The organism is Mesorhizobium metallidurans STM 2683 (assembly GCF_000350085.1).
Lineage (GTDB): Bacteria > Pseudomonadota > Alphaproteobacteria > Rhizobiales > Rhizobiaceae > Mesorhizobium > Mesorhizobium metallidurans.
Window position 1 is genome coordinate 1 of the sequence record NZ_CAUM01000158.1, and the last position, 15528, is coordinate 15528.

At 59.8% G+C, this 15528-nt stretch carries 14 protein-coding genes and 2 pseudogenes; 4 read left to right on the forward strand and 12 right to left on the reverse strand.

All coding sequences use genetic code 11. The features are described from left to right. Nucleotides 1-646 precede the first annotated feature (646 nt). The 7 genes and pseudogenes from MESS2_RS33105 to MESS2_RS28150 all read right to left on the reverse strand — a co-directional run bounded on the left by MESS2_RS33105 (nucleotide 647) and on the right by MESS2_RS28150 (nucleotide 6974). Nucleotides 647-832: a hypothetical protein gene (locus MESS2_RS33105; protein ID WP_040594182.1), complete on the reverse strand. Its 186-nt coding sequence runs from the start codon at nucleotides 830-832 to the stop codon at nucleotides 647-649. 391 nt (nucleotides 833-1223) lie between these two features. Continuing rightward, the gene (locus MESS2_RS28130) at nucleotides 1224-2189 is read right to left on the reverse strand and encodes an omptin family outer membrane protease (protein WP_040594183.1); all 966 of its coding nucleotides are present in this window, start codon (nucleotides 2187-2189) and stop codon (nucleotides 1224-1226) included. A 344-nt stretch (nucleotides 2190-2533) separates the two neighbouring features. Next, on the reverse strand, nucleotides 2534-2989 hold the full coding sequence (locus MESS2_RS28135) for a GNAT family N-acetyltransferase (RefSeq protein WP_008878005.1): 456 nt from the start codon (nucleotides 2987-2989) through the stop codon (nucleotides 2534-2536). 407 nt (nucleotides 2990-3396) lie between these two features. Beyond that, a pseudogene (locus MESS2_RS33620) lies at nucleotides 3397-3492 on the reverse strand (S1 domain-containing protein); the annotation flags it as partial. Nucleotides 3493-3999: 507 nt separating this feature from the next. After that, nucleotides 4000-4992, reverse strand: coding sequence for an adenosine kinase (locus MESS2_RS28140; protein WP_008878007.1), 993 nt, complete (start codon nucleotides 4990-4992; stop codon nucleotides 4000-4002). After that, a complete protein-coding gene (locus tag MESS2_RS30350; protein ID WP_008878008.1) occupies nucleotides 4979-5353 on the reverse strand; it encodes a helix-turn-helix domain-containing protein in 375 nt (124 codons plus the stop codon). The genes MESS2_RS28140 and MESS2_RS30350 overlap by 14 nt, the downstream gene beginning before the upstream one ends. Nucleotides 5354-5843: 490 nt before the next feature. Further along, complete coding sequence (locus MESS2_RS28150) at nucleotides 5844-6974, reverse strand: IS630 family transposase (protein WP_008878010.1); 1131 nt, start codon at nucleotides 6972-6974, stop codon at nucleotides 5844-5846. Between the two features lie 38 nt (nucleotides 6975-7012). Here MESS2_RS28150 and MESS2_RS28155 point away from each other — a divergent pair, with 38 nt between their 5' ends. Together MESS2_RS28155 and MESS2_RS28160 are read left to right on the forward strand one after the other, a co-directional pair. Further along, on the forward strand, nucleotides 7013-7315 hold the full coding sequence (locus MESS2_RS28155) for a LexA family protein (protein WP_008878011.1): 303 nt from the start codon (nucleotides 7013-7015) through the stop codon (nucleotides 7313-7315). A gap of 115 nt (nucleotides 7316-7430) precedes the next feature. Then, nucleotides 7431-9110 (forward strand): tetratricopeptide repeat-containing sulfotransferase family protein, encoded by a 1680-nt coding sequence (locus MESS2_RS28160; RefSeq protein WP_008878012.1) that lies wholly within the window; start codon nucleotides 7431-7433, stop codon nucleotides 9108-9110. Nucleotides 9111-9448: 338 nt separating this feature from the next. Here MESS2_RS28160 and MESS2_RS28165 read toward each other — a convergent pair whose 3' ends face one another. Together MESS2_RS28165 and MESS2_RS28170 are read right to left on the reverse strand one after the other, a co-directional pair. Next, nucleotides 9449-10582, reverse strand: a complete 1134-nt coding sequence (locus tag MESS2_RS28165) for a porin (RefSeq protein WP_008878013.1) — start codon at nucleotides 10580-10582, stop codon at nucleotides 9449-9451. 315 nt (nucleotides 10583-10897) lie between these two features. Beyond that, nucleotides 10898-11545 (reverse strand): antitoxin Xre/MbcA/ParS-like domain-containing protein, encoded by a 648-nt coding sequence (locus MESS2_RS28170; protein WP_008878015.1) that lies wholly within the window; start codon nucleotides 11543-11545, stop codon nucleotides 10898-10900. A 405-nt stretch (nucleotides 11546-11950) separates the two neighbouring features. Here MESS2_RS28170 and MESS2_RS28175 point away from each other — a divergent pair, with 405 nt between their 5' ends. Further along, a complete protein-coding gene (locus MESS2_RS28175; protein ID WP_280113338.1) occupies nucleotides 11951-12310 on the forward strand; it encodes an iron-sulfur cluster assembly scaffold protein in 360 nt (119 codons plus the stop codon). A 487-nt stretch (nucleotides 12311-12797) separates the two neighbouring features. Here the strand turns inward: MESS2_RS28175 and MESS2_RS28180 are convergent. Both MESS2_RS28180 and MESS2_RS28185 read right to left on the reverse strand, forming a co-directional pair. Beyond that, nucleotides 12798-13733 (reverse strand): annotated as a pseudogene (locus MESS2_RS28180) (1-aminocyclopropane-1-carboxylate deaminase). Between the two features lie 586 nt (nucleotides 13734-14319). Next, nucleotides 14320-14553 (reverse strand): helix-turn-helix domain-containing protein, encoded by a 234-nt coding sequence (locus MESS2_RS28185; RefSeq protein ID WP_008878022.1) that lies wholly within the window; start codon nucleotides 14551-14553, stop codon nucleotides 14320-14322. A gap of 116 nt (nucleotides 14554-14669) precedes the next feature. On the opposite strand from MESS2_RS28185, the gene MESS2_RS28190 reads away from it, so the two are divergent. Beyond that, the gene (locus tag MESS2_RS28190; RefSeq protein WP_008878023.1) at nucleotides 14670-14951 is read left to right on the forward strand and encodes a DNA -binding domain-containing protein; all 282 of its coding nucleotides are present in this window, start codon (nucleotides 14670-14672) and stop codon (nucleotides 14949-14951) included. 327 nt (nucleotides 14952-15278) lie between these two features. Here the strand turns inward: MESS2_RS28190 and MESS2_RS28195 are convergent. Further along, the coding region (locus MESS2_RS28195; protein WP_167332469.1) for a helix-turn-helix domain-containing protein at nucleotides 15279-15528 on the reverse strand (250 nt) is incomplete at its 5' end.

Here is a 15528-nt window from a genome sequence, read left to right on the forward strand (position 1 = left end):
AGCCGCGCCAGCCTCTGTGCTGGCGCAACGCTTGTTGCTTGCACGCATTCCTTCGTCCTCCGCTAACCACTCGCCGCGCCTTTCCCCGGAAGCGGGGTGGGCGGCGAGACGCGACCGGAAAGGCCCGCCGTGGAAGGCGGACCGCATCTGAAGGACCGGAACGCAAGAGGAGGACCCGAAGCGAAGCGAAGGGTTGCGGGATGCCGCGGCGGGCCTAGAAGGGAGTGCCGCCCACCCCGCGCCGCCGGGAAAGGCCAACAGACAAACCGCGCCGGCCGAGAGGCCGGCGACCGTCAGCAGCCGACAGGCTGCCCGCGCCAGGGGGCGAAGCCGGATGGCCGAGACCGCCTGAGCCTGTCGAAGAAAAGCGGGCTCGGTTCACGAGCACCCGGCACGCGCCGTCAGGCGCGCGGGCGCCGTCAGGCTTAGGCCAAATCGGGTTCTTCCGCATATTGGTGCAGGGACTACTTTTTTCGGGTGTCCCTTTGTCCAGTTGGGTCAAGCGGCTGGCAGAAGTCGGCTCCGGAGGAATGGATAGGCGGCGCGCCCGTACATCTGGCGCTTGATCGTCTTGAGGCGGTTGATCTGGCCTTCGACCGGGCTCGTACTCCAGGGCTGGGTGATTGCCGCCCGGACAGCCTCAATGTCACGGCTGAGACCTGCTGCGAAGGGAAGCCAGTTCGCTGTTCATGGCATCCTCGATCCATTGACCGAGGCCTGCATCGTTGTCGCCACGTATCATCGCGGCAAAGCGGCGGGCCAGGCCAGCCGCGATTGAAAGTTCCGGAGCATGTTCATGCAGCTGGTGGAGGAACCGCTCGGTCTTGCTCACCCGACGTTGCGTGCTTCGCGCTCGATCGCATCGAAAGAATCGGGCCATTTCCTCGCTGCCGTGAATGTTCGGTGCGACGCGCTCTCAGTCGACGGTGAACAACACGTCCGTTGGTACCGATCGTCCGATAAAGTTGAAGGCGGGTTCTGAGTGCGGCTCGACGTTGTTCTGGACGCCGACGATTGAAGGCTATCAGCTCACAGCTGTCGGAATGGGCCTATTCGATGGCCCAACCGGTTTGCATTTCTCAAATCACCATTTGTCGGGGACAAGGACGACTGCTGCGAGATCAGAGACGGTCTACCGCGGAACGACAGCTCGGCGAAAGAACGTCGTTCATATCGCGCCCACAGATTTCTGCGCCGTTGCGGACATCGGCTTGGCGTTCCGATCAGAACGAAGTCTTGATGCCGACCGTCGCCGTCGCCGCCGCAAAATCGCCGCCGATCGAGTCGTCGCCGTCACTCTTTGCGCCGGTCCGCATGTCATAGGTGTTGTAGTCGCCGCGAGCGGTGAACACCTTTTCGTAGGAACCGGAGACGAAGAAGCTGGTCCGCTCGTTGTACTGGTAGCCGACGCTGCCGCCGACCATCAGAACCGGCGCCGATTCGAAATCCTCCTCAAAGCGCAGGTCACGCAGCCAGTGATGATCGGTATCGCCAGCTGAGAAGGTCGTGCCGCCCTTCAGCGCAAAGCCGAAGTTCCAGCGATCCTGGACATAGGTCGCATCGATGCCGGCCAAGGCGACCGGCAATTTCTGTTGGTAGCTGATGACCTTTGCGCCTCCTGGGTAGTCGCCAACCGAATCCCGGAAGCCGACATCGCGGTCGACATAGGAGCCGCCGTAGGCAGTCCACTTGACCGAGGTGTACTTGAAGCCACCGTTGACGTTGATCAGCAGTTGCTCGCTGACCTGGAAGTCGTGGCCGAGCGCGACGATTGCCGAATAGAAGTGATCAAGATCGGTCTCGGAAAAGCGCGAACGGTCGCTCCAGTCGTTCCAGCCATCATTGGTCGAGAATGGCGGGTTCCAGTCATAGTCTTCCATGTAGCTGTCGCCGCTGAATGCGATCTGGCTGGAAAGCTTGGCGGTCCAGCCAGCCTCGCTGCGCGCCGTCATCTCGGCTGAAATGACCGGAGAGGTGCTTTCCCAGATAAGGTGGCTCAGCTTCGAGCCGCTGCCGGGAGCCTGATAGACCAGCTCGTTGGCCTCGATGTCGATGACGCCGACGCCGCCAACGAAAGAGAAATTGGGATTGTAGGGCGCCGGTTCGCTCACCACCGCGTCGCTGGCCATCGCCGGCCAGGCAGCGAGCAACGCTGCCGCTCCACCAAAGACTTTCGCGTACAATTTCATAAAACTACCCTCATAGAAATGATCCGCCATTCGGCTATACCCAGCGTAACCGGGTGCAAGTCAGGTGCGGTCGTCTAGGCAAGGCCCCTGTAGGTTGGCAAAATTGCCGCCCTCGGCTCTGTTCCTCAACACTCAAGGAAACGCCGTTAGCGTGACCCGATTGACGGCGGTTTTTGCCGATGCGTTCCGGGCGGCCGGCGTGACGGGAACCTTGCATTATCTGAGGCACACATTTGCGATGACGATGCTGGTACGATTGCAGCGGCAGGCAGCGACCACGCCGGACCTCAATCCGCTGAGATCGTGCAGGTTGCTTGAGCCAGTCCACAGCAGACACTCTGAGTCTAGATTATCCGACAGAGCCGAGGGCCGACTTCCTCGAACCCGTTCCGCAGATAGAAATCGAGCGTGCGCTTCCATTTTGGTTGCCCGGGCGCTCCAACCTCAAGTCGCTTCCAACCACGAGCACGGCTTTCCTGCGAGGCGACCTCAAGCAGATGAGGGGCAATCCCTTTGGAGCGCATGCCGGGTCGAACATACAGCTCCGAAATGTAGCCGAACCTGCCTCCTGCATAGATCGCCGTGCATTCATTCAGCACCATGATGCCGACCGGCTCGTCATCTGCACTTGCGATCACAGCGACCACGCCAGCGTCGGCAAGCACCGTCTCCGCGCTTTGTCTGACGACGTCGGGCGTGGGCGCTTTCCCGCCTGAGAGTTCATCGAGTAGCGCGTGAATGAAACGGGCGACCGTCTCTGCGTCCGTTGCGTTGGCGCTGCGAGTAGATATGGAAGGCATATTCTCTCCTGCTAGTGGTCAAAATCCTGATTCATGCTGCCATCCGCGCAGGTCCGACTCACTTTTAGATGTAATGTCTGGCTAATGAACAGCATTTTTTCATTAAATATATGCTAAAAAAATGCAAAACAAATATTACAAGCATGCAGGATTCCGGATGACTTGAGGTGAATTGCGCAGATAGGGGAGACATGCTTACGGAAAAAAACCGGTTACTTCGTAATCGCACGGTGAAGCGGCCTTGCCGAGGTAAGATGAAGTTGCAAGTCTGGAAAGAGCCTGGGACAAAAAGATACAGCCTGAACTGCCCGTGCTGCCAGAACGCTCGGATTATCAATGCAGTCGAGCAAAGAGGACACTTGACGCAGAACCTAAGCGATGCACCCGCTAGACCGGTTCCGCGCCTTCCCGGCCGCCTCAAGTACCCGAATGTGCAGATATGCCTCGATGCCTTCCGGCAATTTGACAAAGCCAAAACCCTTGCTGGTGTTGAACCAGATCACTTCGCGTCGACAGGGGGCGCGGTTACGGTCGACGAACGCTAAAAGTAGCTTGGCTCGGAAGACCGTTCCGCAAGACAAACCGCGTCATCGTCATGGCGATGCCGGCGTGGCTCGCGATGGTCTTTAGCCCATGATCGTCTCGACTTGCTTGAACAACGCACTGCGCTCCCGGCAGGAAAATCTCAATCGGGCGATGCGTTCATGTCAATTCACCAGTTGGCCGCTTACCCGCTCTATCGCATCGGGATCCCGGCCGACCTGTTGCCACACGAGGTCGACGATGGCGAGTGAGCAATATATGCGACAGGTCGAGCTGCTGATCGGAACGCTTCCCTATATCGCACGGCAGAAGGTTCGCACTGGAGGGTGACACCGCCATCAACCTTTTCGACGTGACATGCCGCGGGCTGCGTCTCACGCGGATGCGCATCCGGCATTTCGATTTACGCGCAGCTCCCCGCACAGTCTGCACAGGGGAGACGGGCAGCCTGTCGTTGAGTCGCCTGGCTAGATCAGCCCTGCCTGCTCAGCCTCGTGGCGTAAATTCTGCCGCGGCCTTGGCCCGATCTGCTGGATCACCAGCCCGGCCGCCAGCGAGCCGAGATCGCCGCAATGCTTCAGGCTGCGGCCTTGCGTGTAGCCGTAGAGGAAACCGGCGGCATAGAGGTCGCCGGCGCCGGTGGTGTCGACCAGCTCGCGGATTTTTGTCGCATTGATGGTGACGGTCTCGTCGCCGCGCACGATGACCGAGCCCTTTTCGGAGCGGGTGACGGCGGCGATCTTGCAATCCTTGCGGATCTGGGCCAGCGCCTCGTCGAAGGAGGCGGTCTGGTAGAGCGACTTGATCTCGTGGCTGTTGGCAAAGACGATATCGACGGTGCCCGAGCGCATCAGCTCCAGAAACTCCTCGCGGTAGCGGTCGACGCAGAAAGAATCCGACAATGTCATCGACACTTCGCGCCCGGCGGCATGGGCGAGCTTCGCCGTCTGCCGGAACGCTTCCTTGGCGCGCGGCGGGTCCCACAGATAGCCCTCGAAATAGGTGACGGCGGCGCCTGACGCCTTGTCCGCCTCGACATCCTCCGGACCGAGCTCGACGCAAGCGCCGAGATAGGTGTTCATCGAGCGCTCGCCGTCGGGCGTGACGAAGATCATCGAGCGCGCAGTCGGCGGTGCGCCGTTGAGCGGCCTGGTGTCGAAGGCGACGCCCTGGGCATGCATGTCATGCGCGTAGATTTCGCCGAGCGTGTCGTTCGAGACCTTGCCGAAGAAGGCGGCGCGGCCGCCGAAACTGGCGACGCCCGCCGCCGTGTTGCCGGCGCTGCCACCAGAGGCTTCGATGGCCGGGCCCATGCGGCTGTAGAGCAGCTCGGCGCGCCTCGTGTCGATCAGGTTCATCGCGCCCTTGATGATGCCGTTCGTTTCGAGAAATGCCTCGTCGCACTGAGCGATGATGTCAACGATGGCATTACCGATACAAAGCACGTCATAGTCCAGCATCAATGATGTCTCCGCACCACCGGCTTTCTGCTATGCCGGCCGGCGCGGGTCTAGCGAGTTGAAAAGGGTTGCCGCATGCGCTTGATCCAGCGCCCTCACGCAACTGCCGGTTCGTGACGATGGTCGGATTTCTGCGGCCTTTTTCCAGACCGCTGATGTACTGCTGGCTGAATCCGGAAATCTCCGCAAGCTGCTCCTGCGTCAGACGCTTTTTTTGCCTGATTTTCTGCACATTCCGTCCGACCACCTGCGCATGTCCATGCACGAAGGTCAGCGGATTGGGCAGCTTAAATTTATCAACTATAATATGTAATCCACATCGTGCTTCCAGTCCGCTGGGGAAAACCTTCGCGGCGGCCATATTCCGAAGATAGAATTAGCGATGCTACAGCCGAAATCGACTACGCCGATTGCTGACGAAGTTCCCTGGTCAGACATCATCATCGCACCATTTACCTAGGCATCCTGGATGCCTGCGCCTATAATGCCAGCGTAGAGGAAATGGTCGATCGCCATTCTCGGCATCGACCCGATCCTTGAAGCGGTCCGCGCCCGTAAAGCAGTCCGCAGCCATATCCGACCGCGCCAACTGGATGGCGACGAGCGGCAGCAAGCACCTGTTCGGCGGCTGAATACGGCGCGGATTGCCACGCCTTTTCAGACGGGAAAGTCCAGGTACGCGCATTCATCAGTGCGCGGCCACGCGAAACGGCGCGGCGGATGCGATCGCGCAGGTGATCGCGAGGATCGTTTCAGTCGGAGTGGACGCGCCATTGGCCGATCAGCGTGAGGGGAGCCCGCTGGCGCATGGCAAAGGCTCGTTCAAAAAGGGCCTTCTTGCTAGTACCTTTTCACAGTGGTTCTGACTCTTTGAGCACTTGCGGATAGGCCCGACCCATTTTGGCTCGGGCCTTGTCGGTTGTGAACATCCAATCGATACGAGCTCCGGCAGCGTTTCGCTGGCGCTCCCATGCGGCGATCTCGCTGGTGAGACGCTCGGCATTGTCGATACGTCGATCCAGGCACTGGCCGTTGAGGACGCCGATCTCGATCTCGACCATGTTGAGCCAACTGGCGTGCTTGGGCGTGTAGTGGAATTCCAGACGGCGCAGGATGCGGCGGGCTTCGGCCGGCGGGAAGGCTTCGTAGAGAGCGCCCGCCGTGTGGGTCGACAAATTGTCCTGCACGACGCGAATGCAGCTTGCCTCGGAATAATGGACATCGACGAGGTCGCGCATGCAGTGGGCATAATCTCGTGCGGTGCGCCGCGCGGTGACCTTGACCCTTCGCCAAGGCCGGTTCACGTCAAGAAAGACGAATAGATTGACGGTGCCGTTGCGGCGGTACTCATAGTCGTAGCGCTCCAACTGGCCGGGCTCGGCGGGGATGGGCTGACGAACCTCGCCGATGAGCTGCACCGGGGTCTCGTCGAAGCAGACTACCGGGCGCTTTGGATCGGGCGCTTCGGCATAGAGATCGAGCACGTCTTCCATGCGTGCCACATACTCGCCGTTGATCTGGGGAATGCACCACATGTCCCTGCGCCACGGCTTGAGGTGGTTCTCGGCCAGCCGGCGGCGCACCGTCTCGTGCGACAGACTATCGTGATCGGTCAGCTTGACCATGGCGTCGGCAAGCAGTTCCAGCGTCCAGCGGCGTCGGCCCGCAGGCGGGTTCGCGCACGCCGTCGCCACCAGCAAGGCTTCCTCCTTGCCGGTCAGCTTGCGCTCGGCCCCCGGACGCGGCAGTTCGCTCATTGCGTATTCCAGATTGCCCTCCACAAAACGGCGCTTGGTGCGATAGACGGTCGAGCCGCCCACCGCCGCCACCCGGGCAATCTCCTCGTCGCTGCTTCCGGCATCCGCGGCAAGCAGGATTTGGGCTCGCTTGAGCTTACGGGCAGCATGCCTGCCTCCCTTCAGCATGGTGTTCAACTCGTCGCGTTCGGCTTGGCTCAGTTCCACTCGATAACGTATGTTCATTGCGGCCTCCTCGTCGGAGGCACCGGACGAATCCAAAGATGAGTCAAAAATCAGACGCTGCACAGCGGCCCGCCGACAAGGGCTTCACCGAAAAGCAGGGTCAGTACCTGGCCTTCATCTACACCTATTCGCACATGTTTCGGTGCCCGCCCGCCGAAGCCGACATCCAACGCCACTTCCAGGTCAGTCCGCCGTCGGTCCATCAGATGATCGTCACCCTCGAACGCAACGGCCTCATTCGCCGTCAAACCCGCGTTCCAAGAAGCATCGAGATCCTTGTTCCTCCGCAACGCCTGCCCATTCTCGAATGGCTGGAAATCAACCAGTCAGAACCACTGTGAAAAGGTACTAGCGCGGCACAGTCGGCCGCGCAAGCTCCCGCTTGGCTGCAACCAGCACGCTGGATTCCCGCCGCTCTTTTTGCTAGCGAGATATCTCTTTTGCTAGCGAGATAGCATGAACAATCGACTCCCACCTGCCTGGTCAAAGCACATCAAGCCCGGACCCGCGCCGAAAGCGAAGGTGCCGATAGCGAAGCCTTTAGCGAGCCCGCAGAAAGGAAACGCCCAATCACGTGCGCAGGCCGACGACGCGCTGCTGAAACAGGCATATGCCTTTCAGCAGGCCAAGCGGCTCGACGAGGCTCAGGACCGATGCCTTCGGGTTCTGGAGCGCACGCCAAACCATCCGCTCGCCTTGTACATCCTGGGGACCATATATCTGGGCTACGACGATGAGAGGGCCTTGCGATATTTCGCACGGGCGGTCGGCGAGGAACCTAAAAACCCCTATTACCACCTCAGCCTGGGCGAGGCCTATGTGAAGGTCAGCGAGTATTCGCCAGCAATCATGCATATGCAGTATGCCCTGGAACTGCAGCCCGGCCTTATCGAAGCACTTTGTGCATTGGGGCGCACTTACACGGCGTTTGACAAGCCCGACATGGCTCTACCGCTTTTCGAGAAGGCGCTGAAAATCAACCGCGATCATCCCAAGGTGCGAGCCGGGCTGGCCAGCGCGCTCAGCGGCCTGGGGCGTATGGATGAAGCCGCCGTCTATCTGAAGCAAGCAATCGAACGTCGAATTGGCGTGCCGGCTGCCTACAACGACCTTGTACAGACGCGAAACTTCACCGAGGAGCCAGAGGAGCTCCAATCCATCCTTCGTGAGCTCGGTAATCCGAAACTTGGTGCGGAAGGCGCGCAGCAACTCCATCACGCCGCCGGCAAGGTGCTGAACGACCTCAAGCGTTATGATGAGGCATTCGACCAGTTCAACAAGGCGAAACAGGCCTCCGGCCAAAGGTTCGATATCGATCTGTATCGTCGGTGGATCGATTCGATGATTGAAACCTTCACGCCGGACTTTCTGGCTGCCCGCGCCGGCTATGGAAATCCTTCCGAAGCGCCTGTGTTCGTGGTTGGCATGCCACGCTCGGGGACGACGCTCACGGAGCAGATCTGCGCCAGCCATCCGGACGTTCATGGCGCAGGGGAGCTTAGCAAACTGAGGCGGGTTGCGAATGCGATCGGTCTCAGGACATCATCGGCTGGTGATTTGAGCCAGCCGATCACCTCGATCACAGAAGACCTGTCCAGAACCTTGGCCGAAGAGCACCTGTCCTACTTGCGGGAGCGGGCGCCTGCCGCGCTTCGCGTCGTGGACAAGACGCCGCACAATTTTGAACTGATCGGCCTTATCGGGCTTCTCTTCCCCAACGCGCGCATCATTCATTGCCGTCGTGACGCCATCGACAATTGTGTCTCCTGCTTCGTCCTCAACTTCAGCGAGGCACACAGCTACAACACCGACCTGAAAACACTCGGCCTGTATTATCGCGAATATGACCGCCTGATGCGGCACTGGAACGAGGTCTTTCCAGGCCTTATCTTCGAAAATCGCTACGAAACGCTGGTCGACGACCAGGAAGCCCAGTCACGCCGCCTGATTGATTATCTCGGGCTGCCCTGGGATGACGCCTGCCTGCGCTTTTTCGACAGGGATGGTTCGGTCAACACGCCCAGCCGCTGGCAGGTTCGCCAACCGATCTACAGATCGTCGGTCAAGCGCTGGAAGAACTATGAAAACGAAATTCAGCCGCTGATCCAGTCGCTGGGCGATCTTGCAGAGATTTGACTTGAGGTCGCCGGTCCGCATTGTGCGGACCGCGGGGGTCGCAAGCGCATAGATTCGCGGGCCGATTTCTAGCGTGCGGCCGGCACCGGTCAGCATCCCTCCCTTCGTCATTTCCAGGGTCTGCGCTCCGCTTCGCGTCGCTCCGCCCTGGGGATGAGGAAGGCATGGTGGCTGATGCCCATTCGCCGGCGTTCAGATTTAGAAATTGAAGGCCGATCCAGCAAAGAACGGCCATGGCTGGCATTGCCGGCGTCATGCATCGCGCTACGTGACAGCCACGCCGATACAAAAAAACCGGCGGTTGCCCGCCGGGTTCGATTTCAGTCAAACGCTACTGATTAGAACGAGCGCTGGAAGCGGAGGAGGCCGCCGAAGTTGTCGTCGTCATCGGCACCGGTCCAGTTGCTGACGGTCTCATCACCAACATGGAAGTAGCTGGCTTCGGCCGTGATCGTCAGGCTGGGGACGATATCGTAGGCGATGTTCGCCACGACGCCGAGATTCTCACCTTCGTCATACGAAATCTGGGTGTTGAACGAGGTCTTCTCGTTGACGGTGTAGGTGCCACCGCCCCAGACCGCCCAATTGCCGCTCCACAGCTTGTACATGCCGCGGCCGCCGGCGGGGATTGCGAAGCCGCCATCCGTGTAGTTGTCGTCGGTGCCGTAGCCGGCCATGATGAACAGCGACAGGTTCTCCATCGGGGTGACGTCGAGGCGAACCTTGCCGGCCACTTCTTCATAGTTGCTGTCGTAGGCAATGACGCCGGTGATCGCGCCCCAGCCCTGCGTCCACTTCACGCCGCCGACGACATGCGGGACGTAGCTGTCGATCGTGAAGTCGCCGTAACCTTGTTCGAGCGAAACCACGGCGGAGAAGCCGTTGCCGGCGTCGAAATAGTACTGGACGACGTTGGTGTCGAAGCCACCGTAAGGAACCAGCGTATCGTTCAAGACGTTGCCGGCGTAGCCGCTGAACGTATCGAAGGCGGAGTCGTCCTTACCGACGCGCAGCCCACCGAGTTGGATCCAGGCGTAGGGCAGCGTGACGGCTCTGTTGTCGGCTTCGTTGAGGATCGGAGATGTATCGCCTTGGACGTTGCGGAAGTTGAAGTGGGTCTCGGTGTAGGTCTTCAAGGTGCCGAGCTCGGTTTCCTGGCCGGTCCAGGTCCTCAGCGACAAGCGGGCACGCTTCCAGTAGGTATCCTGATCGTCGCCGTCCTCCACGTCGACGGTCCCCGCACCGGTGAATGTGCCGATGTCGCCGACGCCGATGTCGTAGCGGACATAGCCGCCGATGCGCAGGCAGGTTTCGGTGCCGGGGATGTAGAAGTAGCCGGCGCCGTAGACGTCACAGATGCGGACGTATTCAGCGGGTTCCGGCTCGGCAACGACGACGGCGTCGGCGGCGCGCGCACCGGAAACTGCGACCAGTGCCGCAGCTGAGCCGAGAAGAAGGCTCTTGATGTTCATTTTGATCTCCTTGAATGATTTGAAAAGGGCGAGGACGTCGATGGACGAACCGCTCCCTTGTCCCCACGATCGAAAAAGATGCGCATCACGAAGCATCCTTCCCGGCTCGAACGCTATTCACCGGACGGAATAGTGCAAGTGCAAACTCCGCCTCCGACCAAACCTTGCAGTATCAGTTGTATTTTTATCACTAAATTATCAGTATTACTTGCACAAATTGAACAACTATACATTTATACAAACCGCACAATTGGTACATTGACTATTTGCGTACGCATCAAATCTGCACGAAAAACCACCGACGCCTGACCAACGTCAGACATCTCCAATCAGAGAAATGGCCTGGGCGGCCGACGCAACGACTTCTGTGTTCGTATCTTCCCTGAGCAATTCGATAGGAACGCGGCCTTTGAGAAGAGGCGAGGGACTGATCAGCCACAGCCAAGCCAATCTTTGATCGGAGATCGAGGAGAGCACCTGCCGGATTCCGGGCATGGGCCTGCCGTCGATGAACTGAGCCAGGGGAAATACATGCTTGCGGGAGCCTCTTCGAAAGGCAACCACATCATTGTGCTGCTGCCACCAATGCAGCGTTGACCGCGGTATCCCAAAACGTCTCTCGAGATGCGTCGAGCCAGCAACTGGACCGGCCCACTCTGCAATGCGCGAGCCTTCTCTCGGATAATCTTTCAGTACCGAATGCCCGAGCGGATGATCGGCTGGCCGGGGTCGCGAAGCGATCTCACACGCCTGAGCGTTCAGTCGTCGCGCTGCTTCGGCCTCCAGCCAGCCAAGCAATTCGGCGGCCACGGCAGTCAAATCGGCGGAAGCAGGCGCAACAGCTGCCCTGTCAACCTGCCTCGCCTCATCACATTGGGCGAGAATTCGCTGCACCTCCCTCAGGACAAAGCTTGAAAGCTCGCTCTGGCGCTTTTCATCCGCAAGATTACTCGACCCGGACATATGTGGCTTTCCCAATAGCATTCCCTCAGCAAGCCGCTGAAAGAGCGTTGAAGACCTGAAGCTTGGAGGACGGCGACATGTTGCGTCTTCGTATGCTCGCGACCTAGCAGCCGTCTTGCGGTTTCAACTTGTGCCTCTCAATAAAAAAGGGGAGAACGTCGATGGACGACTGTCTTTGCCCCCCACGATCATGGGCGTTTGTCCCCGCCAGCCGCAAGTATGCGCGACGTGGTGTTCAGTTCGCCAATATAATATTCCGGACGATACCATCGCGTTTGCAGATGGCCGCGTCCCATAGACAACTGCCGCTGCTACGCGGGCAAGCCGATCTGGGGGTGTCCAGGGTCCCCAATCTGCGATACGTGCGTGAAATCTCCGAGAGAGTTTTGAAACACGTGCAGCCCGTTGCCGGGCGCCGTCGCCTGCGGCGACGGGCTTAAATTGATGATGGGTTTCGACCCCAAGACCGAGACGATTACTGCCGCAACGTTCCAGACCTTCGGCCGCGGCTCGGCCATAATCGCTTCCTCGACGTTTACCGAATTCATCGTCGGCAAGACCATCGATGAAGCCCTTCAGATCACCGATCAGGACATGGCGGATTTTCTCGGCGCCCTGCCCCACACGACATACTCATCGCTCGACCGCCTCATCCTGGAGCGCGGCTTGCGGCTGATGAGCGAGTTCTTCCGTGCTGTGAGGCAGGCTTTCGAGGAGACACCAGGATTCTCACGCCTCGTCCTCGTCAAGGCATCATCGCCATGAGCGACGTGATAGAGGCGTTTCTCGTGGTGATAGGCTTCGAGGAACCAGAAACCCTTCCCCGCAGCCTCCACCCGCTGAAACCTAATTCTGCGTGGAGTTCGGGCGAGTGGGTTTTCGGCATCGGGCCCCCGCGTGGGACGAGCTCCAAAACGTGCAGTGGGACATTTCCCACCTATTGCCGCGTCTCGTAAGCCAGGCGAGATGCTCCCTTGCTCACTCGAAGGCCGCTTAAGCAATGTCATATGCGGCTCTGCGGATTCTGCGACACCGATTTCGTTGGGGTAGATGGCCCCGGTGGCGGACATTTTGCCACCGCACGGGAGCTTGCGTTGGCGGTCGAACAAGCCTGGCGCGGGTCGGGAACTGGGCAGCGTCTTGTCGTGCTCACCGAGGCAGTTAACTGCCCACTGCGGTTTCCCCACGGCCTTCGGAAAAACTTGGCGCAGCGCTGTCACGGCAGACACGGCACGTCGAGATCTGTCGAGCGTCAGCCATTGCGAAAGGTGTAGCCATAACCGTTGATCGCCCGCGCGCCGCCGAGATGCGCGTAAAAGACCTTCGATCCCTCTGGAAAGAAGCCTTTTTGGACGAGGTCGATCATCCCTTGCATCGATTTGCCCTCATAGACGGGATCCGTAATCATACCCGCCTCCTTGGTTTCCTCGGAGGGAATGCCGTAACGCGGGTACGCGTAGTCCTCGAGCAACACCACGTCATCCTCGGCAAGTTCCGATCCGAGCTCGACGAGGGTCGCTGTATGTCGGGCAATGCTTAGCACCTGCGCCTTAGTCTTGGCCGGGGTAGCAGAGGCATCGATACCGATCACGTTGCGCTGTCGACCGTCCTTGGCGAATCCGACGAGCATGCCGGCATGCGTTGAACCGGTGACCGTGCAAACGACCATGTAGTCGAAGGCAAACCCTAGCTGTTCCTCCTGGGCGCGCACTTCCTCCGCGAACCCCACATAGCCGAGGCCTCCATTCGGGTGAACAGACGCCCCAGCCGGTATCGCATAGGGCCGGCCGCCCCTTGCCTAGACCTCGTAAAGCGCTTTTTCCCAGCTGCGGCGGATACCGATGTCAAAGCCCTCGTCGACCAGGCGCACCTCTGCGCCCAAGGTGCGGCTCAAAAGAATGTTGCCTACCCGGTCGTAGACGACATCCTCATGTGGAACCCAGCTCTCCTGAACCAGGAGACATTTCATGCCGATTTTGGCCGCTGCGGCGACAATGCGCGTATGGTTGGACTGCACGTCGCCCACGGTGACGAGCGTGTCGGTATCTGACGCGATCGCATCGGGGATGATGTATTCGAGCTTGCGCAGCTTGTTTCCGCCGAATGCGAGACCAGAGTTGCAGTCCTCGCGGTGAGCGGGTAACGTTCGAATTTTTCCAGCATATTCTCTCCGGCGATGATCATTCAGCTGAAATAGCGACGCAAAACTCGTTCCATAAGCGCTGCTTGATAGGGTTTGGCTGCTGCCACTGTCTGGCGCCAGGGAAGCATTCCTCGACAGCCAGGGCCGTCCTTCGCCCTGCCCCATGCACACACGGTACGGTGTCGGGCTCCAGCTCGGGCAATGATACGGCCTGTGATCTCCTGGTAGAGCCTGACACCCGAGCGCCAGCCCCTCACCTGTGTCTCCGCTAGCGGTTCGCTTCTGTCTGCATCGTTTAATCTTCGCTCGCCGATCGCGGCTTTCCCCCGGAAGCGGGGGTGGGCGGCGAGTTGCGACCGCAAGGGCCGCCCTCCAGGCTGACCGCATCCGAAGAACCGGAACGAGGAGAAGGACCGAAGCGAGAGCGAAGGGTTACGGGATGACGCGGCGGCCCTAGGAGGGAGTGCCGTCTACCCCTGCACGGCGGGAAAGGCGAAACAGAGAAGAGCTGGGCGGGTCGGACGACCCGCGCCAAGCTGGGAGCCGAATGGGTGAGACGCCTGAGCTTTCCGACGAAAAGCGGGCTGGTCCGCGGCAGCCGGTGCGCTCCGCAAGGGCGCGCCGGCGCCAGCTATGACCGTAGGCTCAACAGAATCTCGCACGGATCAGCATCAAGCACTGCAGTTACGTCGAGAAACTCAATGACATCGAGACGCCGCTCTCCACCCTCGTACTTGGCCACGAAAGATTGCGGCCGACCAAGTTTTTCAGCTACCTGCGTCTGGGTCAGGCCTTTGGCCTTGCGCAGCGATATCAGCTGGTCCAGAAACCGCTGGTGGCGGGGAGAGCGAAGAGATTTGGGCATGTAGGCGAACCGGTCAGGTAAAGACCGGCTCAGGCACTAATCCCGGTTCCGGATTATCCCATTTTGGGATATGCTGTCTTGAATCCAGCGATCAACATGCGAGGTTCGCGGCAGACATGAATCGATCAACGGGAACAGATGGGACTCAAAGCTCAACACTGCGCGACGAGGTCCCCTGGTCAGACAGCATCACGAGCTACGACAGGCAGCATTCCACCATTTACCTGCGCATCCTCGACGCCTGCGCCGACAATGCCAGCGTAGAGGAAATGGCCGAACTCATTCTCGGCATCAACCCCGTCCTTGAACCGGTGCGCGCCCGCAAGGCTGTTCGCAGCCATATCGACCGGGCGAACTGGATGGTAACGACCGGCTACAAGGAACTGTTCGGCGGCTGACGCACGGCTGGAACTGTCACGTTTTCAGGCAAGGAACTCACGATAGTCCTCATTCCTGAACGCACGGCCGGAGAGACGCCCCGAATGCGATCGCTGAGGTGATCGCCAGGATCCGCCCAGTCGGCGTGGACCCGACTTACGATCAGCACTTTAACGATCTCGCGATGTGAAGGTCCGGCGAGCGATCCGTCGATGCCCCGAAGAGCGACGTTCAATCGGGGCCCAGTTTTTCGGCGGAAAAAAGGGGCAGGCAGCACAAAGGGCATTGAGGCACTCGAGCGCCCACAGGCGACGCTTCAACGCCGCCGCGCACGTGAAGCTAACTTGTCAGTGATCCGAAAAACCCGAACGGGCCAAGCGCCCAATTGCCTGCCTGGTGGTCGTCACCCCAAGCTTCCGGCGAGCGTTGCCCAGATGAAAGGCGGCCGTGCGCTGCGTGATCCCCAGGATGCAGCCGATCTCCCAATCGGACTTGCCTTGTGCTGCCCACTGCAGGCACTCGTATTCGCGCGGCGTCAGCAAGACACCATCGATCATTCGATCGGCGGATAGTTTGCGGCGAACGAACATATGAAAA